Consider the following 24,753-nt stretch of genomic DNA (forward strand, 5'->3'; position numbering starts at 1 on the left):
ACGAACATCTGACAGGACTACCGTCCAACTCGGAGCGCGACGACTGCGGTCCACGGAACCGATTGGAAACGCATGCCGGACCGACTGCGGTGGGTACGCGATTCAGCCGACCACTGGAACGGGTGGATCGACGCCGAGGTCGTGTGCGACATCACCCGGACCGACACGTACACCGTCGATTCCCCGGACCACTCGTTGACCGGCGGGCACTCGTCCTTCGAGAGCGCGGCGGCTCAGGTGCACGGCTGGGTGCGCTGGACCGGCCGTTAGGCCGCGGAACGCAACCCGGTTGTACGTCCACCCGCTGCTCCCTAGCGTGAGAGGGCAGGCCGGGGACCACCCGGAGGTGACCACACCGCTCTGCTCCAGGAGAGAGAGGTGTTCCCATGACCGACACGACCGAGTCGCAGGCGCCCGCTCCGGGTTCCGATCCTGCTGCACGCCCCGCTTCGCCGCGTTCGCTCGTCGCCGTGGCCGGTCAGGACACCGACGAAGCCATCAGCTCGCTCGCCGGCATGTACGCCGGCAAGGCCTGGTACTCCCGCGCCCTCGACCAGGAGTACTGGTTCAAGTACGTCGGTGTCGGTGACGAACGGCTGAGCGTCCGCCGTTCCCAGATGCACGGCTACCTGCGCGGTGACGTCGCCACCGAGGGCGAGGTCGTCGTCCAGTGGCTCGAACGCGGCGAGGCCCGCGTCGACGTCGGCCGCGACGAGGTCCGCATGCAGCCCGGTGTCCCGACGCTGTTCCCTGTCGAGCGCCGATTCGAGATGGAGTACCAGGACTGGGACCAGCGCCTGGTGCACCTGCGCCGTGACCTGGTGCTCGACGTCGCCGCCGAGGACCACCTGGTCGACGGCACCATGGCGTTCGACACCACGACCGCGCCGAACCTCACCGCCGTCGGCCTGTGGCGGACCGCCGTGTCCGGCGCGCTCCGTGCGCTGCGCGAGGAGGGCGACGAGTCCCTCGCCTGGCACGAGGCGCAGCGTGACGTCGCCCGGGCCCTGTTCCGGATGTACCCGCTGCAGGCCGAACGGTTCCCCGCGGGCTACGGCACCCGCAGTGACGGACGACTCCGGGCCGCGGTCGAGTTCATCCAGGCGCACGCCCACGAACCGCTCACCGTCGCCGACATCGCACAGGCGGCGGGGCTGAGCATCCGAGGGATCCAGGAGTCGTTCCAGCGGGCGTTCGAGCGCTCGCCGATGACGTACCTGCGCGAAGTGCGGCTCGGACGGGTGCACGAGGAACTGCGGATCCTCGACCCGCAGGCGACCTCGGTGGCGGACGTCGCCCGGCGGTGGGGCTTCGCGCACATGGGGCGGTTCGCTTCGGTGTACGCGGCCCGGTTCGGGGAGTACCCGCGGGAGACGTTGCGGCGCTGAGGGGCGCGGGCGTCGGCTGTGCTCAGCGCTCCGTCGGCTGTGCTCAGCGCTCCATCGGCTGCTGCGCTCAGCGCTTCGCCGGCTCGGCCAGCTTGCTGTGCTTCCGCGAGTACCCGAAGTAGACGCCGAGCCCGATCGCGAACCAGATCGCGAACCGCACCCACGTCTCCCACTGCAGGAACGTGACGAGCCACAGCGACGCGATGACGCCGATGATCGGGATCACGGGCATGAACGGCAGCCGGAACTGGCGGTCCAGGTCGGGCTGCCGGTAACGCAGCACCACCACGGCCGAGCACACCACGACGAACGCGAGCAGGATGCCGATGTTCGTGAGCTCGGCGACGACACCGATCGGCAGCACCCCGGCCAGGATCGCCGACGCGATGCCGAGGATCCAGGTCACCCGGGTCGGCACGTGCCGCTTCGGGTCGGTCTTCGCGAACCACTTCGGCATCAGGCCGTCGCGGCTCATCGAGAACCAGACGCGCGAGGCGCCGAGCATGAACGTCACGAGCACCGTGACGATGCCGACGATGGCACCGATCGCGATGACGTTGGCGACACCGCCGAGCCCGACGGACGCGAACGCCGACGAGAAGCCCGACGCCGGGTCGATGTCGGTGTACTTCTGCATCCCCGTGAGCACGAGGGTCGCCAGGACGTACAACACCATCGAGATGCCCAGGGACAGCAGGATCGCCTTCGGCATGTGCTTGCGGGCATCGGTGGACTCCTCGGCGGCGGTGGACATGGCGTCGTAGCCGAACACGGCGAAGAACACGGTCGCGGCACCGGTCATCACGCCGCCGAAGCCGAACGGGAAGTACGGGGAGTAGTTCGCGCTGTTGATGTGGAACACGCCGAGCACGACGATGAGCACGACGAGCGCCACCTTGATGCCGACAGCGACGAACTCGAACCGGGCGGCGCTCCGGATGCCGCGTGTGAGGACGAACGCGGTGAGCAGGCACAGCGCGATCGCGAAGACGTCGATCACGTGGCCGTCACCGGTGCCCGGGGCGCCGAGCATCCACGCGGGCAGGTCGATGCCGAACTGACCGACCAGGAACCCGACGTAGCCGGAGATGCCGATCGCGACCACCGCCACGATCGCCGTGTACTCGAGCAGCAGGTCCCAGCCGATGAACCACCCGACGATCTCGCCGAGCACCGCGTAGCCGTACGTGTACGCGCTGCCCGCCTTCGGGATGAGCCCGGCGAACTCGGCGTACGACAACGCGGCGGCGGCGCTCGCGACGCCGGCGACCAGGAAGCTGATCAGCACCGCGGGCCCGGCGACGCCGTTCGCGACGGTGCCGGCGAGGGTGAAGATGCCGGCGCCGATGATGCCGCCGATGCCGATCGCGGTGAGCTGCCACAGACCGAGGTGCCGTTTCAGGCCGCCCTCGCCCCCGGCCTCGTCATCGATCGTGTCGATGGGCTTCCGTCGGAACAGGGTGCGTGTCGTCGTCGTCACCCGCCCATGGTGCACCCGGAGGCGATTCCGCGCACGCACGCGGCTGCACCGCAGGCACCGGGCGTACACCTGGAGCATGCGCCACCCGAAGAGGACCGAGCCCGGCCCCGGCCAGGAGTCCGTCTGGGACTACCCCCGCCCACCCGCCGTCGAGCGGGTCACCGCACGCGTCGTCGTCCGTCTCGGCGGTACGGTCGTCGCCGACACGACCGATGCCGTCCGCGTGCTCGAGACCTCGCACCCGCCGGTCTACTACCTGCCGATCGCTGACCTGGCCGAGGGTGCGTTGGTCAAGGCGCCGGGTTCGAGCATGTGCGAGTTCAAGGGCCTGGCGCGCTACTTCGACGTCGTCGGTGGTGACGGGACGGTCGCGAGCCGTGCCGCCTGGAACTACCCGACGCCCGTGCCCGGCTACGAGTCGCTGCGGGAACGCGTTGCGATCTACCCGTCGGCGATGGACTCGTGCGAGGTCGGCGGCGAACGGGTCCAGGCGCAGGACGGCGACTTCTACGGCGGCTGGATCACGGCGGACATCGTCGGGCCATTCAAGGGCGCGCCTGGCACACTCGGCTGGTGACCCGGCGTCGTCAGGCGGGGCGGCCCTGACCCGGGCCGACCCGTTCCGCGCGCGACGGGGCGGACCCGACCCGGGCCTCCCGGCCGGACCGCGTCAGCGGTTGGCGTACGGCGACCAGAACGGCGGCGGGAACGTGCCCCCGGTCACGATCACGAGCACCTGCCAGACGAGCATGACGAGCCCGACGCTCCCGATCACGATGCCGATCAACGACCACACCTGCACGGCCCGGCGACGACCGGCGATCCGGATCGCCCGCCAGCCACTGAGCACGCACACCAGCCCGAACACCGCACCGAGCAACACGTGCTGCACGGTCGACTGTGCGGGCACGATGATGCCGAGGTAGAACGCGACCGGTCCGAGCACCACCGCGAAGGTCGCCGGGGCTGCCGGCGGTTCGTGGTCTCGAGCGACTGCTCCCATGGACCGCATGTTAGCGAGTGAACCTCGCTTCGAACACGTCCGAGTCGCGCAGCGCGGGCACCCGGTCGCGGGAACGGGCACCATGGAGGCATGCGTTCCTTCTTCCGCGTCCTGCTCGGCCTGGCCCTCGTCGTCGCGGGCACGAGTCACCTCACCTTCGCGCGCAAGGAGTTCACGGCGCAGGTGCCCGAGTTCGTCCCGCTGGACGACGACACGACGGTGCTCGCGTCGGGGGTCGCGGAGATCACGCTCGGCTCGGCCCTGGTGCTCGCCCCGAAGCCGACCCGCCGCTTCGTCGGCTCGGTCGCGGCCCTGTTCTTCACGGTGATCTTCCCCGGCAACCTGTCGCAGTGGGTCAACCGGCGCGACGCCTTCGGCCTGGACAGCGACGAGAAGCGCTTCGTCCGCCTGTTCGGTCAGCCCGTCCTCATCGCGCTCGCCCTCTGGTCGACGCGCGGCCGGCGCTCCTGATGGGCGCGCCCGCGCGTCAGACCGGCCCGGCCCCCGGGACGGGTCCTGGGGCGGGTCCTGCGTCGGGTCCCGATCCGCTCGGGTCCGGCCCGGCGCGCTTCGGTCGGGAGGCCCGGCACCCCCTGGCAGGACGCGCTCGCGTCGCGGACGTGGTCGCCTCCACCGCGCTGCTCGTCGTGCTCACGGTCGGTGCGTTGGCAGCGGGGTGGGGGATCAGGCTCATGTCGCTGGCGTTCGTGTCGTGCGCGGCGCCGGGGAACACCTGCAACGAGACGCTGGGGGACTCGGTCGTCGTCGTCGGACCGATCATCGTGGCGGCGGTGCTGGTCGCCACCATCGCCGTCTGCGTGCTGCGGCTCGTACGGCGTCGACTGACCTGGCCGGTGGTGCTCGTCGGCATGGCGGCGATCGTCGCGGTGTTCTTCGCCTCGCTGCTGCTCGTCGACAGCTCGGTCACGCACGGCATCTGAGGGACTCTTCCCTCACAGGCTGGGTTCGTGGAGCGGCTCTCCACAGAACCCGGACCGCGCCTCGGGTGGGGGCTTCCGGTTCGCCACGCTGGAGTCATGCCTGACACCGAGATGCTCGACCGCCTGATCCGTGAACCCGTCCGCACCGACGACGACGTCGTCCGACTCGTCGAAGCCGTCGTCGAACGACCGCTGCGCCGGCAGTGCTGGGTGCTGTTCCTCGACGACCGAGGGATGTCGATCCCGTTCCTGCTACCGATCGCCGACCTGCCGTACTCCCCGGACGAACACGTCGACGACTTCGCGGCCCTGATCGCCGACATCGTGGCGCAGCTCGGAGCCGTCGACGTCGTGCTCGTGTGGGAACGCCCCGACGCCGACCGGCTCTACCCGGTGGACTGGGAGTGGGTCGACGCCTGCGCCTGCGCCCTCGACGAGCAGTCGGTCCGGCTCCGCGCCCAGGTCGTCGTGCACTCCGGCGGAGCCGCGATCGTCGAGTTCGACGAGGAGACGCAGGCGGTGGCCTCGTGAGCGGTCAGCCCTGGGGAGCGGCGTCCGGCACGTCCTGGCCGGTGAGCTCCTCGACGATCGCCTTCGCCTGCGGCCACGACTTCGCGTAGTGCTCCGGGTCGGAGTTGATCTGCACCGCGTGCGCCATCTGCGTCGGGCTCATCGTCTTCCAGCCGGGGACCTTCACGAGCTTCGTGTAGAACATCGTCGCGGCCGTGTACGGGTCCATCCGCTGCTCGTACGTGCCCCACGCGCCGTTGTCGCGCTGCTGGAACAGGCCGCGGCTGTCCGGGCCCGCGGCGTCGCCGTGGTCCAGGTTCACCAGGCTCGACTCGCCGATCGCGGTCATCACACCGACGGCCTGCGTGTGGGGGCCGATGCCGAGCGCCTGGGCGGCTTCGATCACGTGTGCGGCGTTCACCAGGCGGTCCTGGCAGAAGCCACCGACGGGTCCGGCCGGCACGACCATCCCGCCGATCGTCTTCGAGGCGACGGCCGGGCACGCGGGAGTCGGGGTGGCGGCGCTGGACTTCGCGATGCCGGCGAGCGAGTTGACCGCGATCACCACGAGGACGACCACGCCGATGCCGACCGCCACGATCCCGGCGCCGAACACCGAGGCGAGGGTGATGCCGACACGGCGCATGACGGGACCTCTCGAGGGGCTGGGCGGGTGCTGGGCAGGCGGAGCGGGAAGAGCAGCACGAGCGTACGGGCGCCTCCTGGGAAGCCTGCGGCGGCCCGCCGTGATCGCCCGTTCGGGGGTTCGGCGTTCAGCGTTCGGGGTTCGCCGCGGGTAGCTCGCCGCGGGGAAGGTGCCTCCCCGGCAACGAGTGACGGTTCTGGTTCACGAAGCGGGGGCTTCGCGAACCAGAACCGTCACGGGTCGCTCATGCACGGCGGTCAGCGCTCGCGTCGACCGTCCTGTCGACCGCGACCGCGACCGCGACGCAGGCGCCAGCCTCCGGCGGACAGCGACAGCGCGGCGATCACCGCGATGACGATGGTCCAGATGGCACTGGTCGCGTCCATCAGGCGTCGCGGTGGTCGTGCGGCGGGCGCTGCACCTTCGTCGGCTCCGTCACGAGTCCGGTCGGGGCCTTCTCTGCCTGCTTCCGTCCGTGGGTGAACCAGGTCAGGATCCAGAGCAGCACGCCCAGGGCCAGCAGCGCGCCGGCGATCTGGTACTGCTGCGGGTCACGACCGGACGAGAACGGCAGGACGAGCCAGAGGCACGTGATGATGCCGATGACCGGGATGATGACGCCGGCTCGGAAGTGCTTGTGGTCGACCTTGTCGCGGCGCAGCACGAGCACGGTCACGTTCACGACGGCGAACACCGTCAGCAGCAACAGCGAGGTGGTGCCACCGAGGACGACGACGATGGGGGAGTCCGGGTCGAGCGAGACCCACCCGATCAGCAGCAGCGAGATGAGCGTGGTGAAGACGATCGCGGTCGACGGGGTGCGACGGGCGGGGGAGATGCGGGACAGGAAGCCCGGCAGCACGCCCTGCTTGCTCATGCCGTAGAGCAGACGCGACGCCATCATCATGTTGATCAGGGCGGTGTTGGCGACGGCGAACATCGAGATGAAGGGCAGTAGGTCGGCGATCGGGAAGTCCGGTGCGGCGGTCTGCACGACGGTGACGAGCGGGGTCTCGTTGCCGGCCAGCTCACCGATCGGCACGACGGCCACGGCGCAGATCGACACGAGGACGTAGATCACGGCGGTGATGCCGAGGCCGGTGAGCATGATCTTCGGGAAGATGCGCGAGGGGTCCTTGGTCTCCTCGGCCATGTTGACCGAGTCCTCGAACCCGACCATCGCGAAGAACGCCAGCGACGTCGCGGTGCTGATCGACAGCAGCAGGGACTTGTCCTCCGGCGTCTCGAACATCACGACCCGCGAGAAGTCCGCGTTGCCGCCCGCGATCGCCCAGAACCCGATCAGGATCACCATGACGAGACCGGACAGCTCGACGAGCGTCAGCACGACGTTCGTCTTGACGCTCTCGCTCACCCCGCGGAAGTTGATGAACATCACCGCGAGCATGAAGCCCATCGCGATGAGCATCACCACGCCGTTCGGCAGCTCGATGCCGAACCCGGCGCCGAGGTTCGCCGCGAACGCCCGCGATGCCGTCGATGCCGATGTGATCCCGGAACACATCACGATGAACGTCACGATGAAGGTGACGAAGTGGATGCCGAACGCCTTGTGCACGTAGAGGGCGGCACCGGCGGTCTGGGGGTACTTCGTCACGAGTTCGAGGTACGAGAAGGCCGTCAGCAGCGCGACCGCGAACGCGATGAGGAAGGGGAGCCACGCTGCCCCGCCGACCTCGGCCGCGACCTGGCCGGTGAGCGCGTAGACACCCGTGCCGAGGATGTCGCCGACGATGAAGAGCAGCAGGAGCTTGGGACCGATGACCCGGCGGAGCTCGTGCTGCTCCTGCTGTGGGCGGTCCGTCTTGGTGGTGGCCATGCGTCACCCTTGCGCGCGGAATGCCTTTCTGTCCAGTCCCACAGGAAGGTTTCTCGCGATCGCAACACGGTCGCTCGGCGACGGATACGCTCCGGCCATGGACCAGCAGTCGAACACCACCGAGGAGCCCATCGAGTTCGCGGACTTCAACGCGAAGCTCCTGGTGCTCGACGTCCTCTGCTACGACCTCGACGTCCTGGACCCCTACGACCCGGACGCCGAGGACGAGACCGACGAGGACCTCGACGTCGACGGGCAGGACGACCGGGCGCGCGAGTACTACGACGACCTCGACCTGCTGCCGTCGCACCTGTCGCTCGTCACCGAGGTCACCGTGGACTCCGACCTCGAGGTGCTGCAGGACGTCCACCCCGGCTGGGACGGCTCGGACGACCGCTTCGACCCGCAGAACTGGGACGACGTGCTCGACCTGCCGGAGCTCCGCACCGTGTACGCCGCCGCACCACTGCCCGCCCACGTCGCCGAGCGGCTCGCGGCCAAGGGCGTCGAGGTCCGCTCCGCCTGACCGGGACGCGGCCTGGACGCACCTGGGCGGACGGACGGCTAGCGGTCCAGCGCTCGCAGCTGCTCGGTGAACTGCTTTGCGCCGCCCTGCGCCGGGTGCCGCACGGCACTCGCCTCGATGTCGGCCAGGGCGAGTGCTCCCTGCGCCTTGCGGCCGACGGCGACCACCCGGACACGGTCCACGCCGCCGAGGGCCTCCAGCAGCGCAAGCGCGACGGGCGCTCCCGAGCGGACCTCCGCGGGCCGTGGCGTCCGGTTCGTCAGCCGGTCCGGTGCCACGAAGGGGTGGTGCGGGAAGATCGCCCACGCGACGGGGAGCGCACCGCGCCAGCCCTCCAGCGCAGCGTGCACGACGCGCGACGAGGCCTCCCACGGTGCCGTCGGCTCCGGTGGCACGCCGTACTCGGGTCCGAGCTCGCGCATGCTCGTGAACGGCACACCCGTGTTCGTCATGCCGCGCCACCCCGGTGCCTCGGCCACGAGCAACGTGTCAGCCCCCGGCCCGGACTGCTCCAGGTACCGCGTCAGGTTCGCTCGCCGGAGTCGTCCCTCGGGCGATCCGACGTCGTAGAGCGCCTCGGCGTCCGACTCGACGGGCACCGCGTCGAGCGCCGCCCAGAACGCCGCGAACCGCCCGCCCGTCCCGCTCACGAGCGCCCGAGCACCCGGCGGTAGACGTCCTCGAGCCCCGCGGCCGACCGCTCCCAGCTGAGGCGCTCCGCGTGCTCCCGCCCTGCAGCGGCGAGCCCGGCGGCGTACGGCGCATCCGTCAGGATCCGCTCGATCTCGGCCGCCCACTCCTGCGGGTCACGGGACTCGAGCACGACGCCCGTCTCCCCGTCGACCACGGCCTCGCGCAGGCCCCCGGCAGCCGCGGCCACGACCGGCACCCCGGAAGCGGAGCCCTCGAGCGCGACGAGCCCGTACGTCTCGGAGTGGGACGGCACGAGCACGGCTGCCGCGCCGCGGAACAGGAACGCCAGGTCGGCACGCGACTGCGGCCCGATGAAGGTGACGTGGTCGGCGATGCCCCGCTCGTCGGCGAGCCGACGCAGTTCGTCCACGTAGTCGCCCGCCTCACTCGAGACGTCGCCCGCGATGACCAGGGTGGGGCGGGCCTCCAGGCTGATGTCCGCGATCGCCTCGATCGCCAGGTCCAGGCCCTTGAGCGGCTGCACGCGCGCCGCTGCGACGACGTAGGGGGTGGCGGCGCGGCGCGCACCGACCGCGGCGGGGCGGAAGACGGACCCGTCGACCCCCGGCGGCACGATCCAGATGCGGGCGTCGTCGCCGCCAAGTCGGGTGCGCACGGTCGACGCTTCGGCCTCGGAGACCACGACGACGGCGTCCGACTCGCGCGCGAGCAGTTCCTCGCCGCCGATGCGGCCGGCGGACTCGGGACGTTCGCCCTCGGACAGCGGCGTGGCCGGGTCGGCGGCGATGGAGTGGAACGACTGCACGTGGGGGATGCCGCGCTCGCGGGCGACGGGCAGCGCGGCCGCGCCGGAGAACCAGTGGTGCGAGTGCAGGACGTCGAACGGCCCGAGCTGCTCCAATTCGTGGCGGAACGGTTCGATGAACGCGTCGTGCTCGCCCTTCGGCACCGGCTCGGCCGGCCCCGCGGACAGGAACTGCAGGCACACGCCCGGCACGAGCGACACCGAGTCCGGCTGCGTCGGCGCTGACCGGCGCGTGATGATGTCCACGTGGTGGCCCAGGTCGGCCAGTGCCTCGGCCTGGTGCCGGACGACGACGTTCATGCCGCCGACCTCGCCCGAACCGGGTTCGTCTCCGGGGGAGGTGTGCAGCGACACCAGCCCGATGTGCAGGGGTTCGGTCGTCGTGCTCACCGCTCAACCCTAGCCGCGCGGCCTCCGCTGCGACGGGCGTGCGGGCGCCACCACGACGGGCCGGCGGCCCGCCTCGTCCAGCGGGTCGCACAGGAGGGCCGGATCACCTCCCAGGATCTGCACGCGCTGGTCGCCGTGTCGCTCCCAGAACGCCGCCGTCCACGCACACAGGGCGCCGTCGAGCAGGTCCTCGCGGTGCTTGTGCGTCGGACCGTGCAGCACCGACGGGTCGGCGAGCCGCTGCGTCAGCGGGTGGGAGTCCAGCAGCAGCGGCGGGTCGAGCGGGGTCTCGCGCAGCCGCCGGACCAGCTCGTCGAAGGCCTCGGCGCGACGGGCACGTGCCTCGGCGGCGGGGATCCGGAGGTCGAGCCGCTTGTACCGGGGCCGTTCCTCGTCGTAGCCGAGCTCCTCCACGCCGACCAGTGTCGTGTACGGGTAACACTCGAACATCGCCGGACCGGTGCGTCGTCGCATCGAATCCGTGTCGGAGACGTACCCGACGCCCAGCGCGGTCAGTCGGTCGAGCAGCGCTGAGCCGGCGCTCGCCGCCGATGCCTGGTTGGTCGGGTTCGCCGCGACCTTCCACCGGCCGTACCGCTGCCCGACCTGCCGCTCGGATTCGCGGATGCCCGTCGGGTTCGTCACGACGAGCGAGGCGTCCACGGCGATCAGGGATCGTGGCCCGAGGTGCTCGGCGATCCAGTCCGTGACGGCGTCGACGCCGCGGGCCCACCCGGCGTCGGTGATCGTGCCGTCGTGGTCCATCGCGACCAGCCCGGTCTCGTTCGCGGCCTTCCGCTCGGAGCCGAGCCCCCACGCCAGGTCGATGCCGAGGTACGCGTTCACCCGCCCATCCTGCCGACCCTGCCCGCAAGACACCGGTGTCCGTGCGCTGAACACCGGCGTGCGCGTGTTCGACCAGGGAACACCGGTGTCTTGCGGGAACAAGAGCGGTCCCGGCTGCGGGCGGGCGGCCGGCACGCGTGTACGGTCCGCTGCATGGCGAGCGAAGCGACGACGGTGCGGGTGCCCGGGCCCGACGGTGACCGCGAGGTCCGGATCAGCAGCCCCTCGCGGGTGCTCTGGCCCGAGGCGGGCATCACGAAGCTCGACCTGGCGGAGTACCTCGTCACGGTGGGCGACGCCTTCGTCCGGGCGAACGGCGACCGGCCGATCTCGCTGCAGCGGTTCCCCGGCGGCGTCGACGGCGAGCAGTTCTTCTCGAAGAACCCGCCCAAGGGTGCGCCCGACTACGTCCGCTCGGTGACGGTGACCTACCCGAGTGCCCGGTCGCACCCGCAGCTCGTGATCGACGAGCCGGCCGTGGCGGTGTGGGCCGCACAGATGAACACGGTGGTGTTCCACCCGTGGGCTTCTCGTGCCGAGGACAGCGACCACCCGGACCAGCTCCGGATCGACCTCGACCCGCAGCCCGGCACCGACTTCGGCGACACGGTGCCGGTGGCCGAGGAGCTCCGGAAGGTCCTCGACGAGGTCGGCCTGACCACCTGGATCAAGACGAGCGGCAACCGCGGCCTGCACGTGTTCGCGCCGATCCGCCCCGAGCACGAGTTCCTCGAGGTGCGGCACGCGGTGATCGCCGCGGCGCGCGAACTCGAACGCCGGATGCCGGACCGTGTCACGACGGCGTGGTGGAAAGAGGAGCGGGGGCAGCGCATCTTCGTCGACTTCAACCAGGCGAACCGCGACCGCACGATGGCCGGTGCCTACAGCCCCCGGGCCCTGGCGCACGCCTCGGTGTCGACGCCGATCGCGTGGGAGGAACTGCGCACCGCGGACCCGACGACCTTCACGATCCGCACGGTGCCGGAGCGGCTGCGGACCACGGGCGACCCGTGGGAGTCGATGGGCGAGCAGCCGGGCAGCATCGCGCCGCTGCTCGAGTGGTGGGAGCGGGACCTGGCGAACGGCGAGGGTGAGCTGCCCTTCCCGCCGGACTTCCCGAAGATGCCGGGGGAGCCGCCGCGCGTGCAGCCCTCACGGGCGAAGAAGCCGAGCTGAGGCCCAGCGGCCGAACCTCAGGCTGCGGAGGAGACGTCCCGCTGACGGTCCGGGTCCTCGACGCGCGTGGTGTGCGTCGGCAGCCCGATGCTGGCGGTGTGCAGGCGGGTCAGCCGCGACCAGGTGCCGCGGTGCACGTCGGTGATGCCGTCGACGATCACGAGCCGAGTCCGACCGTGACGAGTGCGAGCGCCGTGGCGGTCACGCCGGCGATGGCGCTGATGACCGCGCTGAGCTGCAGGACGCGCTGGCGCCGTGCCTCTCGGACTTCTGTGAAGGGGCTCCGCCGAGGGTGGCGGACAAGCGTGCTGGTGCTCATGTCGACCGCTTTCGATCCGGGCGTCCGAACTGGACGCCTCGTGCTGCTGAGATCATCCTGGCACGGCTTCGCTAGTTCGGCTAACTACTTTTCCCCGAACGTGACAGAACAGCGACAAACGGACACCGCAGTGCGTTCCGTCGTCAGGACAGCACGTCGTTCAGGTCGTACGCACTCGGCATCTCGAGCTGCTCGAACCCGCACGACGTCGCGTCACGGTCGGGCCGCCACCGCTCGAACTGCACCGTGTGCCGGAACCGGTCGCCCTCCATCTGGTCGTACCGGACCTCGAGCACCAGCTCCGGCGCCAGCCGGACGAACGACGTGTCGCGACCCGACGAGAACCGCGACCGTTCCCCGTCACCGGTGACGGGCCTCCCGTCCGCATCGCGGAGCACGACGGGCTCGAGCTCGTCGATCAACGCGGCCCGGCGCTTGTCGGAGAAGGCGGAGACGCCGCCGACCTGGCGGAGCTCGCCGTCCGCGTCGTACAGGCCGACCAGCAGGGACCCGACGCCGGAGCCGCTCTTGTGCACGCGGTAGCCGATGGCGACGACGTCGGCCGTGCGGTGGTGCTTGATCTTGAGCATCGAGCGCTTGTTCGGTTCGTACGGCCGCGCTCGCGGCTTCGCGACGACGCCGTCGAGCCCGGCGCCCTCGAACGTGGTGAGCCACTCGCGCGCCTGCTCGACGTCGAGTGTGGTGCGGGTGACGAAGAGCGGGTCGGTCATCGCGTCGCCGAGCTGCTCCAGGCGCTCGCGGCGCTCGTCGAAGGGGCGGTCCACCAGCTCTTGGCCGTCCACCGCCAGCAGGTCGAAGGCCACGAACTGCGCCGGCGTCTCGACGCTGAGCTTGGCGATCCGCGAGGCCGCCGGGTGGATGCGCTGTGACAGGGCCTCCCAGTCGAGGCGCTCGGCACCGGGTTCCCCAGAGCGCAGGATCACCTCGCCATCCAGGACGACCGGGTGGTCGCGGCCGCCGAACTGCGCGCGGAACGCCTCGACGAGCTCGGGGAAGTACCGGGTGAGCGGCTTGGCGCCGCGGCTCCCGATCTCGACGTCGTCACCGTCGATGGTCACGATGCCCCGGAAGCCGTCCCACTTCGGTTCGTACCGCAGCCCGCCCTTCGTGCTGTCCGGGTCGGGGACGGTGGCGACGGCCTTGGCGAGCATCGGTGCGATCTCCATGGGTCCTGTCTACTCGCGGGAGTCGGCGGGGCTGCGCACTTCGTGAGCAGGAATGGTCGGGTCCGGCTCGACGACCCGACATCTTCTGCTCACGATGCGCGGCCGGGAGGCCCGGATCACCCCGGGCAGGTCGGCCAGCGTCGGTAGGGTGGCCGGCGTGACGACCGTGCCCCCACCGGCAGCGCCGGCCCCGGAACCGATCAGCCCCGTGCAGGCCGCCGCGCTCCGCGACGGCGTCCTGCCACCGGTCGAGCAGGTCCGGCCGGGCATCTGGACCCTCGCGGTGCCGTTCCGGTTCGGGGTGCCCGACGCGACCCTCGTGTACGTCGTCGAGGGGTCGGACGGCTCGCTCGCGGTGATCGACCCCGGGTGGTCGGTCGACGGCGGGCTCGACGAGCTGCGGGACGGGCTCGCCGCGATCGGACGGACCCTGGACGACGTGTCGCTCGTGGCCGTGACGCACCTGCACGCCGACCACCTGGGTGCCGCAGCGGCCATCCGCCGGGCGACGGGAGCACGCGTGGCGATGCACGGCCTCGAGGTCCGTGCGCTCGAACGGGAACGCGCCGACGCCGAGCGGAACGACGCGGACATCGCGACGTGGGGGCTGCCGGAACACCTGCGGGCCGGGGTCGTCGAGGCATGGGGCAGCGGACGCCGCATCGGGATGGGCCGGATCGAGGCGCCGTACGCGGACGTGCTGCTCGAGGACGGCGACCTGCTGCCGATCCCCGGTCGGACGATCCGCACGCTGTGGACCCCGGGGCACACGAGCGGGCACGTGTGCTTCCTCGACGAGGCCGACGGGCTGCTGTTCTCCGGCGACCACGTGCTGCCGCGGATCAACTCCGGCATCGGGCTCGGCGGCCGGACCGGGACGAACCCGCTCGGCGACTACCTGGCGTCGCTCGCGCGGCTCGACCCGTACGCCGACCTCGAGGTCTGCCCGGGCCACGAGTACCGGTTCCGGGACGTCGTCACCCGCGCGCGGGCCCTGGCCCGTCACCGGGAGGAACGCTCCCGCCACGTCGCCGCGGCCCTCGACGCACTGGACCGTCCGACGCTGTTCGAGGTCGCCGCCCGGGTGCCCTTCAGCGGCGGGATCGAGTCGATGACCGGGTTCCTGCTCGCGAGCGCGCTGACGCAGACGGCCTTCCACGCGGAGCTGCTCGGGCGCGCCGGCGAGATCCGGCCCGCCTGACCTCAGCCGTCCGCGGCCGCGCGGCTCAGCCGAGCGTGGTCGCGAGGCGCTCGATCGTCGTCTTCGCGTCGGCGAACTCCGCGGCGGCGTGGTCGGCCAGCGGTGCGAGGTCCGGCAGCCGGTCGGCCAGGGTCGCGCTGACGGTGATCGGGTACAGCTTCATGCCGAGCGCGGTGCCGAGCACGATGTGCAGGACCGGGGACCCGTGGTCCCAGCCCTCGGTCGGGGTGCCGGCGTCGTAGGTCGCGCCGCGGCTCACCACGGTGACGACGGGTCGTCCGGCCAGGGGCTGCACGCCGCCGGTCAGGATGCCGGGCACGTGGATGCGGTCGATCCAGGCCTTCAGGGTCGACGGCACGGTGTAGTTGTAGAGCGGCGCACCCACCACGACGACGTCGGCGGCCAGGAGCTCGTCGATGACCTCCTGGCGCAGGGCCTCGGCTTCGGGCGCGACGGTCTCCTCGGCGGTGCGATCGGCGGCGGCCCAGTGCAGCGCCGAGCTCTCCAGGTGGGGGAGCTGGTCGATGTGCAGGTCCCGCCGGACGACCGTGTACTCCGGGCCGCGGGCGCGCCAGGCGTCGGCGAAGGCCGCGGTCAGTGCGCGCGAGCGGGAGTGGGACAGGTCGGCCGAGGAGTCGATGTGCAGCAGCGTGGGCATGTCGCCAACGCTACCGGCGCGGACCCGGCCGGGCGCGGATGCGAAACGGCCCCGCCTGCTCCGGTGGAGGAGCAGGCGGGGCCGTCGCGGGCCTCCCGTCCACCGCGCGGGCACGCGACGGACGGGAGACGTCTCAGGGTGTCAGCGCTGGGCGCGACGACGACGCGCGAAGCGGGCGCCGATGAGGCCGGCACCGGCGACGAGCAGGCCCAGGGCCCACGGCAGTGCGTCGGTGGTGTCCGAACCGGTGTAGGCGAGCTGGCCGCCGGTGTTGACCGGGGCGACCGGGGCCGCTGCCGGCGCGACCGGGGTCGGGTCGGCGATACCGGCGACCGCGGTCGGCTGGACGTCCACGGCGAACGAGGTGGCGAAATCGCCGGCGGCGACCGTGAGGTTGTGGATCGAGGCGTGCGGGAACGTGACGCCGATGAAGCCGAACTCACCGATCTCGGGGTCTGCGGCGATGACGTCGGTCGAGACGTCCGACGTCACGGTGGGCGTGATCGACTCGTCGTCCTCGCCCAGGACCTCGTTGCCGAACCGATCGACGACCGTGCCGGTCACGATGAGCGTCCCACCCTGCTTGATCGTGGGGCGACCGCCGTCGACCTCGGTGCCGACCTGGCCACCGTCGCCGTCACCCTGCGTGATGACGGTGTAGACCTTGCCGTCCGGGTCGATGATCCACGTGGTGCGCTTCTTGGTGTCGTTCTCGTCGAAGTCGAAAGCTCCGGCGCGATCGGTCGTGTAGACGAACAGGCCGAGCGGCGCACCGGCCTCGACGTTGAGCGAAACGTACTGCGTGGTCGTCTCGGTGCCGCTGGTCGCCGTGACGGCGAAGGTCCAGTCCCACGCCTCGGTCGTGACGCCGCTGAGCTCACCGGTCGACGCGTCGAAGGTGAGGCCGTCGGGGAGCTGGTCCGCGGGGGACATCTCGTCCTCGGGGTACTCCTCCGCGTACTCGGCGTCGTCCTCGTCGAACCAGGCGAGGCTGTACTTCGGCTCCGGGAAGCCCTGCGCACGGAAGGTGTGCGAGAAGGCGTCACCGGCGGCGGTGCTCAGCTCGAGCGGGCTGTCCTGCGTGGCTCCGGCTTTGGTGGGCTGGCCGTCCTCACCGAGGAACGCCGGGGTCTGGGTCACGGCGGCGGTGGCCTCGGACTCGACCGTGGAGGTCTCGGTCGCGCCGGGCAGCGTGCCCGTCACGGCGACCGTGATGGTCTTGCGGACGTCGGTCGGGTCGACGACGTAGCTCGCGGCCTTCGACAGGACGTTGCCGTCCTGGTCGGTCCAGGAGTACTTGTACCCCGCCTCGTCGTCGAAGCCGGTGACGACGGCGACGAGTCGGGTGCCGACCTTGGCCGTGCCCTCGATGGTGACGGTGGCGTCGGCAGCCTTGGTCGTGACGTCCGGCTTCGGGGTCTCGGTCGGCTTCGGAGCCTCGGTGGCGGCCGGCGCGGTGGTCTCCGGCGCGGCGGGCTCGGTGGCCTCGGGGGTGGGCGCCGGGGCTTCCTCGACCGGAGCCGGGGTCTCGGGCGCGGTCTCGACGGGCGGGTCCGTCGGCGTGGGCGTCTCGTCGGAGACGACCGGAGCGGGCGTCTCGGCGGCCACGATCGGCTGCGTCGTGTCGAGCGTCTCGGCGTTGGCGGCCGTCGCGGTCATGATGCCGAGGCCGGTGGTCAGGCCGACCAGGGCGACGGTGGTGCCGACGGCGCAGGCGCGACGGACAGTGGAGGTGCTGCGGTGCACGGGATCCCCCAGGGATTCGGTCCGGGCTCATCGCCCAGATCATGTGAATTTGCCGAGAATGTCGGCGTTCTCGGATCGTAGCGGGATGACGTTGCCGGGCTGTGACGATTCACCGGAATGTGACCCGGGTTGGGGGTGCGTGCGGGAAACCGCCGGACCCCCGCACGCGCGGCGTGCCCTGTGGGCGCGGAAGGACGGACGGGAGGCGCGGTGCGGGCCCGCACCGCGCCTCCCGTCCGTCCGGGGCCGCGTCTCAGGCGCGACGGCGACGCAGCCGGTGGACCAGCAGACCGCCGCCGGCGGCGAGCAGGCCCAGCGCCCACGCGAGCGGCCCGGAGGCGTCAGCGCCCGTGTAGGCGAGGTGCCCACCGCCGCCGGCCGTCGGGGTCGTGTCGCCGACGGTCGCGACCGACGGCCGCACGTCCACGTCGAACGTGGTCGAGACGTCACCGAGGGCGACCGTGATGGTGTGCGGCGAGGCGTGCGGGAACCCGACGCGGGGCTCCCACTCGCCGTACGGCAGCGTCACTTCGTCGCTGGCCACGCTGCTCGTCACGACGGGCTGCGCGCCGTCGGACTCCTTCGTGCTGTTCCCGAACGCGTCGAGCGCCGTCACCCGGACGACCATCGTCGCCCCCTGGGCCACCGGGACGGCGTCGACCGGGATCGACTTCGGGCTCTCCGCGAAGATCTCGCGCAGGCCCTCGGCGTCGCGGAGCCACCCCTTCGGCGACCCGATCGTGCCGACGAGCAGGCTGAGTTCCTCCGTCGCGGCGGGACGGATGGACAGGTGGACGTACTGGGTGGCAGCGCGGGACCCGTTCATCGCCATGACCTGGAAGTCGTACTCGCCAGCCACCGTCGGGGCGCCGCTCAGGACCCCGCTCGTGTCACCGACGGCGAGGCCGAGCGGTGCGATCGGGTGTTCGTTGCCCGGGACGGGGAACGCCGTCGGGCCGGTCAGCAGGACGTAGTGCAGCTCCGTTGACGACCCCGTCGCGGTGAAGGTGCGCTCGATCTGCTCGCCCGCGGTGGTCTCGATGCGGATGGGGGACTCGGGCGTCGAGGGCTCGGTAAACGTGATGGTGTCCGGGGCGGCGGGCTCGTCGGTGTCCTCGGCGCCGACCACGACCTCGAAGGACGTGGAGACGCCCCCTTCGGAGACCGTCACGGTCCGGGTGCCGGTGCCACCGAAGGTCACGGTGTTCGAGGAGTCCCCGTCGTTCCACACCGCCGAGTCGGAGTCGTCCGTGCTCGTGACGGTCGACCGGGGGTAGTCCGGACCCGGCGTGGTCCGGTTGCCGTACGCGTCGACCGCGAGCCCGGCGAGCGTGAGCGGCGTGTCCTCGGCGACGGGGATGCTCGGCACGATGCGGACGCGGCCCTGACCGGCGGCCTGTTCCCAGATCGTGCCGTCGGTCTCGACCTGCCACAGCCCGTTGTAGTCGGGGGTGGCGACGCCGAACGTCACGCCCACGGGGTCGCCGGGTGCGACCGTCAGCTCGACGTACTGCGTGATCTCGGTCGAGCCGCTCAGGGCGACGACCTGGAACCGGAAGGTCCCGGCCTCCTTCGGGTCACCGCTCAGGACACCGGAGTCGACGTTGACCCAGTAGTCGGAGGACGGGGCGTCCTGGATGGCGTAGCCGACGGTGCCGTCGCCGCCGGTGGTCTCGAAGGTGCGTGTGAAGGGCGTGCCGCTGGTGGCGGTGAGCTCGATCGGGTCCTCGGCGGTGGACGGTTCCGTGAAGGCGAGGTCGCTGCCGTCGTCGGCGGCGGGTGCCGCGGGTGCCGCGGGTGCCGCAGGTGTCGCCGGTGCGGCGGGTGCAGTGGGCTCTGGTGTCGCCGTTTCCGGGACCGCAGTCGGCGTCGGGTCGGTTGACGGGCCTCCCGGCTGCTCGTCGGTGTCGACCGTCGTGACGGGCGTGGCGGGCGTACCGGGTATCGCCGTGCTCGTGGCAGTCGTGGGCTCGGCCGCGACGGCGGTCGCGGCGCCGATGCCGAACGCCGACGACGCGGTGACGATGGCGACGGCTGCGCCGATGGCAGCGACCCGTCGTGTGGTGGAGGTGCAGGGCTGGTTCATGGGATCCCCCTCGGATGCCGGTCTGGGCACCGGGAGGTGCCCTCATCCAGGAGATGTCTGCGTCGACGAGATCCTGACGGATGCACAGGTCTCGATCCGGTCACGGTGCCGTCTCGCGTGCGCGGTGGCTGGCGTGCGCGCTGGCTGGCATGCGCGTCGGCTGGAGTGCGCTGGATGACGTGCGCGCCGGCGGATCAGTCGCCGACGGCCGCCGCCGCGCGCTCGAGCGCGTCACGGAGTGCGCGGACCGCCGGGGACGACGACCCCGCGGACCGCACCACGGTGAAGATCGTGCGTCGGGGCCCCTCCGGCAACTCGAGCAGTCGACAGGTCGTCGTCCGACCGGTCCACATCAGGTCCGGCATCAGGCTCACCGCGTTCCCCGACTCGACCAGGCGGATCTGCGTCTGCAGATCGGCGGTCTCGTACCGGACGTCGGGCTCGAAGCCCCAGCGCCGACAGACCTGCTCGGCGAAGTGCCGCGACGCGGTGCCGCGGGGTTCCATCACCCAGGGCATGGTGCGGGCGTCCTCGAGCGACGACACCGGGCGCAGGGCCGTGTCGAGCGGGGGCAGGGCGAGCCGGACGGCGTCGGTCGTCAGGTCGGAGCGGTCGAGCCCGGGCAGGTGCGGAGCGGCGTGGGCCGGGTACTGCTCGGCGATGACCATGTCGAAGTCACGAGCCCACGTCTCGTTCAGTGCGGTCTCCGGTTCCCGCTGGACCATCTCGACCCGGACGTCGGGGTGTTCCGTGGCCATCTCGTGCAGGGCGCTCGGCATCAGGGCGAGGGCCGCGGACTGGAACACCGCGACCCGCACACGCCCCTGCACGGACGACAGGGTCTCCTCCACCTGTGACTGCGCGTGCTCGAGGACGTCGAGCACCTGGCCCGCCGCGGCCACCAGCACCTCGGCCTGCGGGGTGAGCTGGAGCCGACGCCCGGCCTTGCGGAGGAGCTGCACGCCGGCCTCCCGCTCCAGGGCGCTCAGCTGCTGCGAGACCGCCGACGGGGTGAAGTTCACGGCCTCGGCGACGGCCGCGATCGTGCCGCGGATGGACAGCTCACGGAGGAGCACGAGACGGCGGACGTCGAGCATGGTCCGACGCTAGCCGGATCAGGACCGGAACGGTAGCGGAACTGAACGGTATCCATCAGGAACGCTCACTTCCGCTACCGCATCCCGGACCTCCACACTGAACCCATGACGACGCTGCACGAGGACTCCGCCATCGACCACGACGCCCTGGCGGACCAGTCCGTCGCGCTCGTCCGACAGTGGCTGGCCGAGGCCGAGTCCTACCCGGTCGACGGCTCCGCGAAGCAGCTCGCCGGCGTGCTCGCCGACCCCGCCGGACTCGACTTCGCCGTCGGGTTCGTCGACGGGGTCGTGCGACCGGAAGACCTCGCCGTCGCCGCACGCAAGCTCCGGCAGATCGCCCCCGATGCCCCGGGATTCCTGCCCGCCGCGCTCCGCGGACTCGTCCGGCTCGGCGGCGGCATGGCCCCGATGCTGCCGAACGTCGTCGTGCCCATCGCCCGACGGGTTCTCCGCAACATGGTCGGCCACCTGATCGTCGACGCCACCGACTCCAAGCTCGGCCCGGCCATCGCCGGCATCAAGCGCGACGGCGTCCGCCTCAACGTCAACCTGCTCGGCGAGGCCGTCCTGGGCGAGCGCGAAGCCGCCCGCCGACTCGAGGGCACGCACAAGCTCCTGGCCCGCGACGACGTCGACTACGTCTCCATCAAGGTGTCCTCGACCGTGCACCCGCACTCGCCGTGGGCGTTCGGCCACGCGGTGGACGACATCGTCGAGCAGCTGCGACCGCTCTTCCAGCGTGCCGCAGCCGTCACCCCGGCCAAGTTCATCAACCTCGACATGGAGGAGTACAAGGACCTCGACCTCACCATCGCGGTCTTCACGAAGCTCCTCGACGAGCCCGAGTTCCTCGGCCTCGAAGCCGGCATCGTGCTGCAGGCGTACCTGCCCGACGCGCTCGCCGCGATGCAGGAGCTGCAGGAGTGGTCCGCAGCCCGCCGCGCTCGTGGTGGCGCCGGCATCAAGGTCCGTCTGGTCAAGGGCGCGAACCTGCCGATGGAGCAGGTCGAGGCCTCGGTCCACGGTTGGCCGCTCGCCACCTGGCACACCAAGCAGGACTCGGACACCAACTACAAGCGCGTGCTCGACTGGGCGCTCACCCCATCGCGCGTCGAGAACGTCCGCGTCGGTGTCGCCGGGCACAACCTGTTCGACGTCGCGCACGCCTGGCTGCTCGCCGGTGAGCGCGGCGTGCGGGACGGCATCGAGTTCGAGATGCTGCTCGGCATGGCGCAGGGCCAGGCATCGGCCGTGAAGAACACCGTCGGTTCGCTCCTGCTCTACACGCCGGTCGTGCACCCGGGCGAGTTCGACGTCGCGATCGCCTACCTGATCCGCCGTCTCGAAGAGGGTGCGTCGCAGGACAACTTCATGTCGGCGGTCTTCTCGCTGGTGTCCTCGCCGCCGCTGTTCGCCCGCGAAGAGGAGCGCTTCCGCGCCTCCCTGGTGCCGCTCGCGACGCCCGAGGGCCTCGAAGCGCCGGCGTCCCACCGTGTCGCCGACCGCTACGCCGCCGTCGGCCGCCCCGGCCCCGGCCACTTCGAGAACACCCCGGACAGCGACCCCTCGGTCGGCGCCGTCCGCGCCTGGGGCGACGCCATCACCGCACGGGTCGCCTCGTCGACGCTCGGCGTCCGCGCCGTCCAGGAGGCCCGGGTCGACTCCGCCACGGCGCTCGACTCCGCGCTCGGCCGCGCCAAGGCCGCCGGTGCGGTCTGGGGGGCCTGGTCCGGTGGTGCGCGTGGCGCCGTGCTGCACGCCGTCGGTGACGCACTCGAGGCGAACCGCGCTGCCCTCATCGAGGTCATGGCGTCGGAGACCGGCAAGACCATCGACCAGGCCGACCCCGAGGTGTCCGAGGCGATCGACTTCGCGCACTTCTACGGCACCCTGGCGTCCTCGCTCGACGACGTCGACGGTGCGACCTTCACCCCCGCGGCGCTGACCCTGGTCGCGCCGCCGTGGAACTTCCCCGTCGCGATCCCCGCCGGATCGACCCTCGCCGCGCTGGCGGCCGGGTCCGCCGTCGTGCTGAAGCCCGCGCCGCCCGCCGAGCGCTCCGGCGCCGTGCTCGCCTCGATCATCGAGACCGCGCTCGACGCCCACGGGGCCCCGGCCGACGTGCTCGCGTTCCTGCAGGTGTCCGAGAGCGACCTCGGACAGCAGCTCATCGCGTCCCCGATGGTCGACCAGGTCATCCTCACCGGCGCGTACGAGACGGCCGAGCTGTTCCGCTCGTTCCGCCCCGACCTGCCGCTGCTCGCCGAGACCTCGGGCAAGAACGCCGTGATCGTCACGCCGTCGTCCGACCTCGACCTCGCCGTGAAGGACGTCGTCGCGTCAGCGTTCGGGCACGCCGGCCAGAAGTGCTCGGCCGCGTCCCTCGTCGTCATGGTCGGCTCGGTCGCGAAGTCGAAGCGCTTCCGGAACCAGCTGCTCGACGCGGTGGCCTCGCTCACGGTGGGGTACCCGACCGACGCCGCGACGCAGATGGGTCCCGTCATCGAGCCGGCCTCGGGCAAGCTGCTCGACGGCCTGACGAAGCTCGGCGCGGGGGAGTCCTGGGCCGTCGAGCCGAAGCAGCTCGACGAGACCGGCAAGCTCTGGAGCCCGGGTGTCCGACAGGGCGTCCGCCGCGGCTCGGAGTTCCACCGCACCGAGTACTTCGGCCCGATCCTCGGCATGATGACCGCGGACTCGCTCGACGAGGCGATCGACATCGTGAACGAGGTCGACTACGGCCTGACCTCGGGCCTGCACTCGCTCGACCCGGCCGAGATCGGCACGTGGCTGTCGCGGATCCAGGCGGGCAACCTCTACGTCAACCGCGGCATCACGGGCGCCATCGTCCGCCGCCAGCCGTTCGGCGGGTGGAAGAAGTCGGCCGTGGGCGCCGGCACGAAGGCCGGTGGGCTGAACTACCTGCTCGGGCTCGGGTCGTGGACGCCCGCACCGGCGACCGCTGCGTCCGGTGTCGCCGTGTCGGATCCGGTCTCGGCGTTCGCCCGGGCTGCCGAGGTCGCGTCGCCGATGCTCGACCGTGCGCTCGCGTCCGACGAGCAGGCGTGGTCGACGCTGTTCGGCACCGCGACCGACGTCTCGGCGCTCTCCGCCGAGCGGAACATCGCCCGGTACCTGCCGTTCCCGGCGGTGCAGGTGCGGCTGGCCGCGGTCGCCGACTCGGACACGGACGCTGACGCCTCCGTGATCGAGCTCGTCCGCGTCGTCGCCGCAGCGCTCCGTGCCGGCACGACGATCGAGGTCTCCACGGCCGCGACGCTGCCGTCGTCCGTCGCCTCGGCGATCCGTTCGCTGCCGATCGTCCGCTCGCTGTCGCAGACGGTGTCCGACGAGGCCTTCGCGAGCTCGGTCGCCTCGGGTCCGTCGACGCGGGTGCGGCTCATCGGCGGCGACACCTCGGCGCTGTACTCGGCCGTCGGTGGTCGTCCGGACGTCGCGGTCTACGGCGGCCCCGTGACCGAGGCCGGGCGGCTCGAGATCCTGCCCTTCGTCCGCGAGCAGGCGGTGTCCATCACGGCGCACCGCTTCGGCACGCCGAACCACCTGACCGACGACCTGATCTGACCCCGGACCGCGGCGCTGGCGTTCGGGTCCAGCGCCGCTTGCACAACCGAAGTGCCCCCGAACCGCGCGATCGCCTGGTTCGGGGGCACTTCGGTTGTGCGGCGTGCGGAACGCCGTGCACGGGGCTGTCCGGTCGCCGCACCGCCTCGGGTGCTTCGGAGGGACCGAGCGTTGCCTCGGGTGCGCGTCGCAACCACGGCGCGCAACCCCTGAGGAGCTCCACCATGACCGAGCCGTTCGCACGCCCGACCGCCCTGGCCCACGTCCGTGTCACCGTGACCGACATCCACCGGAGCAAGGCCTTCTACCAGCTGCTGCTCGGCACGGATCCGGCGATCGACTTCAGCGACCAGGTCGACGAGCCGGGTGTCCGCGAGGACCGCGAGCGTTTCTACGGCGGATCGGTGTTCCGGCTCGGTGACCAGGTGTTCGGACTCCGTCCGGTCGCTCCCGCGGGGCAGACGTTCAATCCGGACACCGTCGGCCTCGACCACGTGAGCTTCGTCGTGGGTTCGGTCGACGAGCTGCACGAAGCGGCCGCCCGACTCGATGCCGCGGGTGTCGAGCACGGCGAGGTCACCGACCTCGGCGACGCCGGCATGGTGATCCTGTCCGTGCAGGACCCTGACGACATCAACCTCGAGCTCGCAGCCCTCAAGGGCTGAG

General features: G+C 71.5%; 25 protein-coding genes and 1 pseudogene. 11 read left to right on the forward strand and 15 right to left on the reverse strand.

The features are described 5' to 3' along the window. Nucleotides 1-72: 72 nt before the first annotated feature. Nucleotides 73-270 (forward strand): hypothetical protein, encoded by a 198-nt coding sequence (locus DEJ11_RS06775; RefSeq protein ID WP_027465181.1) that lies wholly within the window; start codon nucleotides 73-75, stop codon nucleotides 268-270. A gap of 116 nt (nucleotides 271-386) precedes the next feature. Next, nucleotides 387-1,388: an AraC family transcriptional regulator gene (locus tag DEJ11_RS06780; protein WP_111104615.1), complete on the forward strand. Its 1,002-nt coding sequence runs from the start codon at nucleotides 387-389 to the stop codon at nucleotides 1,386-1,388. Between the two features lie 67 nt (nucleotides 1,389-1,455). Here the strand turns inward: DEJ11_RS06780 and DEJ11_RS06785 are convergent, their stop codons facing one another. After that, nucleotides 1,456-2,868, reverse strand: a complete 1,413-nt coding sequence (locus DEJ11_RS06785) for an amino acid permease (RefSeq protein ID WP_110865115.1) — start codon at nucleotides 2,866-2,868, stop codon at nucleotides 1,456-1,458. A gap of 76 nt (nucleotides 2,869-2,944) precedes the next feature. Between DEJ11_RS06785 and DEJ11_RS06790 the strand changes: the two genes are divergently transcribed. After that, nucleotides 2,945-3,445 (forward strand): DUF427 domain-containing protein, encoded by a 501-nt coding sequence (locus tag DEJ11_RS06790; protein ID WP_110865114.1) that lies wholly within the window; start codon nucleotides 2,945-2,947, stop codon nucleotides 3,443-3,445. 93 nt (nucleotides 3,446-3,538) lie between these two features. Here the strand turns inward: DEJ11_RS06790 and DEJ11_RS06795 are convergent, their stop codons facing one another. After that, entirely contained in the window at nucleotides 3,539-3,871 is a 333-nt protein-coding gene (locus DEJ11_RS06795) for a hypothetical protein (RefSeq protein ID WP_146250096.1), read from the reverse strand. A gap of 90 nt (nucleotides 3,872-3,961) precedes the next feature. Between DEJ11_RS06795 and DEJ11_RS06800 the strand changes: the two genes are divergently transcribed. The 3 genes and pseudogenes from DEJ11_RS06800 (at nucleotide 3,962) to DEJ11_RS06810 (ending at nucleotide 5,343) form a co-directional block, all read left to right on the forward strand. Continuing rightward, nucleotides 3,962-4,342 carry a DoxX family protein gene (locus DEJ11_RS06800; RefSeq protein ID WP_111100914.1) on the forward strand — a complete coding sequence of 127 codons (381 nt, stop codon included), beginning with the start codon at nucleotides 3,962-3,964 and terminating at the stop codon, nucleotides 4,340-4,342. Beyond that, nucleotides 4,309-4,812: pseudogene (locus DEJ11_RS06805) on the forward strand (DUF6264 family protein); the annotation flags it as partial. The gene DEJ11_RS06800 and the pseudogene DEJ11_RS06805, both read left to right, overlap by 34 nt. Before the next feature lie 96 nt (nucleotides 4,813-4,908). After that, on the forward strand, nucleotides 4,909-5,343 hold the full coding sequence (locus tag DEJ11_RS06810) for a hypothetical protein (protein ID WP_071404198.1): 435 nt from the start codon (nucleotides 4,909-4,911) through the stop codon (nucleotides 5,341-5,343). Between the two features lie 4 nt (nucleotides 5,344-5,347). Here the strand turns inward: DEJ11_RS06810 and DEJ11_RS06815 are convergent, their stop codons facing one another. The 3 genes from DEJ11_RS06815 to DEJ11_RS06825 form a co-directional block, all read right to left on the reverse strand. Further along, nucleotides 5,348-5,968 carry a hypothetical protein gene (locus tag DEJ11_RS06815; RefSeq protein WP_111095055.1) on the reverse strand — a complete coding sequence of 207 codons (621 nt, stop codon included), beginning with the start codon at nucleotides 5,966-5,968 and terminating at the stop codon, nucleotides 5,348-5,350. Nucleotides 5,969-6,225: 257 nt separating this feature from the next. Next, nucleotides 6,226-6,354 carry a hypothetical protein gene (locus DEJ11_RS06820; RefSeq protein ID WP_258375514.1) on the reverse strand — a complete coding sequence of 43 codons (129 nt, stop codon included), beginning with the start codon at nucleotides 6,352-6,354 and terminating at the stop codon, nucleotides 6,226-6,228. Continuing rightward, nucleotides 6,354-7,808 (reverse strand): APC family permease, encoded by a 1,455-nt coding sequence (locus tag DEJ11_RS06825; protein WP_111104624.1) that lies wholly within the window; start codon nucleotides 7,806-7,808, stop codon nucleotides 6,354-6,356. The genes DEJ11_RS06820 and DEJ11_RS06825 overlap by 1 nt, the downstream gene beginning before the upstream one ends. Before the next feature lie 97 nt (nucleotides 7,809-7,905). Here DEJ11_RS06825 and DEJ11_RS06830 point away from each other — a divergent pair, with 97 nt between their 5' ends. After that, nucleotides 7,906-8,334: a DUF6892 domain-containing protein gene (locus DEJ11_RS06830; RefSeq protein ID WP_111104627.1), complete on the forward strand. Its 429-nt coding sequence runs from the start codon at nucleotides 7,906-7,908 to the stop codon at nucleotides 8,332-8,334. Nucleotides 8,335-8,372: 38 nt separating this feature from the next. On the opposite strand, the gene DEJ11_RS06835 is transcribed toward DEJ11_RS06830, so the two are convergent. Genes DEJ11_RS06835 through DEJ11_RS06845 form a run of 3 tightly spaced genes read right to left on the reverse strand, consistent with a single transcriptional unit; the run spans nucleotide 8,373 to nucleotide 11,029 of the window. Next, nucleotides 8,373-8,984: a uracil-DNA glycosylase gene (locus tag DEJ11_RS06835; RefSeq protein ID WP_111104630.1), complete on the reverse strand. Its 612-nt coding sequence runs from the start codon at nucleotides 8,982-8,984 to the stop codon at nucleotides 8,373-8,375. Beyond that, nucleotides 8,981-10,183 (reverse strand): glycosyltransferase, encoded by a 1,203-nt coding sequence (locus DEJ11_RS06840; RefSeq protein ID WP_111104633.1) that lies wholly within the window; start codon nucleotides 10,181-10,183, stop codon nucleotides 8,981-8,983. The genes DEJ11_RS06835 and DEJ11_RS06840 overlap by 4 nt, the downstream gene beginning before the upstream one ends. 9 nt (nucleotides 10,184-10,192) lie before the next feature. After that, nucleotides 10,193-11,029: a DUF429 domain-containing protein gene (locus tag DEJ11_RS06845; protein WP_111104636.1), complete on the reverse strand. Its 837-nt coding sequence runs from the start codon at nucleotides 11,027-11,029 to the stop codon at nucleotides 10,193-10,195. A 153-nt stretch (nucleotides 11,030-11,182) separates the two neighbouring features. Between DEJ11_RS06845 and ligD the strand changes: the two genes are divergently transcribed. Next, nucleotides 11,183-12,205 (forward strand): non-homologous end-joining DNA ligase, encoded by a 1,023-nt coding sequence (ligD, locus tag DEJ11_RS06850; RefSeq protein WP_111088977.1) that lies wholly within the window; start codon nucleotides 11,183-11,185, stop codon nucleotides 12,203-12,205. Nucleotides 12,206-12,222: 17 nt separating this feature from the next. Here ligD and DEJ11_RS06855 read toward each other — a convergent pair whose 3' ends face one another. The 3 genes from DEJ11_RS06855 to DEJ11_RS06865 all read right to left on the reverse strand — a co-directional run bounded on the left by DEJ11_RS06855 (nucleotide 12,223) and on the right by DEJ11_RS06865 (nucleotide 13,711). Further along, the gene (locus DEJ11_RS06855) at nucleotides 12,223-12,366 is read right to left on the reverse strand and encodes a hypothetical protein (RefSeq protein WP_155896788.1); all 144 of its coding nucleotides are present in this window, start codon (nucleotides 12,364-12,366) and stop codon (nucleotides 12,223-12,225) included. Then, on the reverse strand, nucleotides 12,363-12,524 hold the full coding sequence (locus DEJ11_RS06860; protein ID WP_163343780.1) for a hypothetical protein: 162 nt from the start codon (nucleotides 12,522-12,524) through the stop codon (nucleotides 12,363-12,365). The genes DEJ11_RS06855 and DEJ11_RS06860 overlap by 4 nt, the downstream gene beginning before the upstream one ends. A 143-nt stretch (nucleotides 12,525-12,667) precedes the next feature. Then, complete coding sequence (locus DEJ11_RS06865) at nucleotides 12,668-13,711, reverse strand: ATP-dependent DNA ligase (RefSeq protein WP_111104639.1); 1,044 nt, start codon at nucleotides 13,709-13,711, stop codon at nucleotides 12,668-12,670. A gap of 157 nt (nucleotides 13,712-13,868) precedes the next feature. Between DEJ11_RS06865 and DEJ11_RS06870 the strand changes: the two genes are divergently transcribed. Next, nucleotides 13,869-14,912: an MBL fold metallo-hydrolase gene (locus DEJ11_RS06870; protein WP_181440881.1), complete on the forward strand. Its 1,044-nt coding sequence runs from the start codon at nucleotides 13,869-13,871 to the stop codon at nucleotides 14,910-14,912. Between the two features lie 25 nt (nucleotides 14,913-14,937). On the opposite strand, the gene DEJ11_RS06875 is transcribed toward DEJ11_RS06870, so the two are convergent. The 4 genes from DEJ11_RS06875 to DEJ11_RS06890 all read right to left on the reverse strand — a co-directional run bounded on the left by DEJ11_RS06875 (nucleotide 14,938) and on the right by DEJ11_RS06890 (nucleotide 20,499). Beyond that, nucleotides 14,938-15,570 carry an FMN-dependent NADH-azoreductase gene (locus tag DEJ11_RS06875; protein WP_111104643.1) on the reverse strand — a complete coding sequence of 211 codons (633 nt, stop codon included), beginning with the start codon at nucleotides 15,568-15,570 and terminating at the stop codon, nucleotides 14,938-14,940. A gap of 141 nt (nucleotides 15,571-15,711) precedes the next feature. Next, entirely contained in the window at nucleotides 15,712-17,316 is a 1,605-nt protein-coding gene (locus tag DEJ11_RS06880; protein WP_111104646.1) for a putative Ig domain-containing protein, read from the reverse strand. Nucleotides 17,317-17,569: 253 nt separating this feature from the next. Next, nucleotides 17,570-19,402: a hypothetical protein gene (locus DEJ11_RS06885; RefSeq protein ID WP_181440882.1), complete on the reverse strand. Its 1,833-nt coding sequence runs from the start codon at nucleotides 19,400-19,402 to the stop codon at nucleotides 17,570-17,572. A gap of 194 nt (nucleotides 19,403-19,596) precedes the next feature. After that, nucleotides 19,597-20,499, reverse strand: coding sequence for a LysR substrate-binding domain-containing protein (locus DEJ11_RS06890; protein ID WP_071405378.1), 903 nt, complete (start codon nucleotides 20,497-20,499; stop codon nucleotides 19,597-19,599). A 105-nt stretch (nucleotides 20,500-20,604) separates the two neighbouring features. Here DEJ11_RS06890 and DEJ11_RS06895 point away from each other — a divergent pair, with 105 nt between their 5' ends. After that, complete coding sequence (locus DEJ11_RS06895; RefSeq protein ID WP_111104652.1) at nucleotides 20,605-24,087, forward strand: proline dehydrogenase family protein; 3,483 nt, start codon at nucleotides 20,605-20,607, stop codon at nucleotides 24,085-24,087. A gap of 224 nt (nucleotides 24,088-24,311) precedes the next feature. Next, the gene (locus DEJ11_RS06900) at nucleotides 24,312-24,752 is read left to right on the forward strand and encodes a VOC family protein (RefSeq protein ID WP_111104654.1); all 441 of its coding nucleotides are present in this window, start codon (nucleotides 24,312-24,314) and stop codon (nucleotides 24,750-24,752) included. Nucleotide 24,753 lies beyond the last annotated feature (1 nt).

Origin of the sequence: Curtobacterium sp. MCLR17_058 (assembly GCF_003234705.2) — a bacterium.
In the GTDB taxonomy this organism is placed as follows: Bacteria; Actinomycetota; Actinomycetes; order Actinomycetales; family Microbacteriaceae; genus Curtobacterium; species Curtobacterium flaccumfaciens.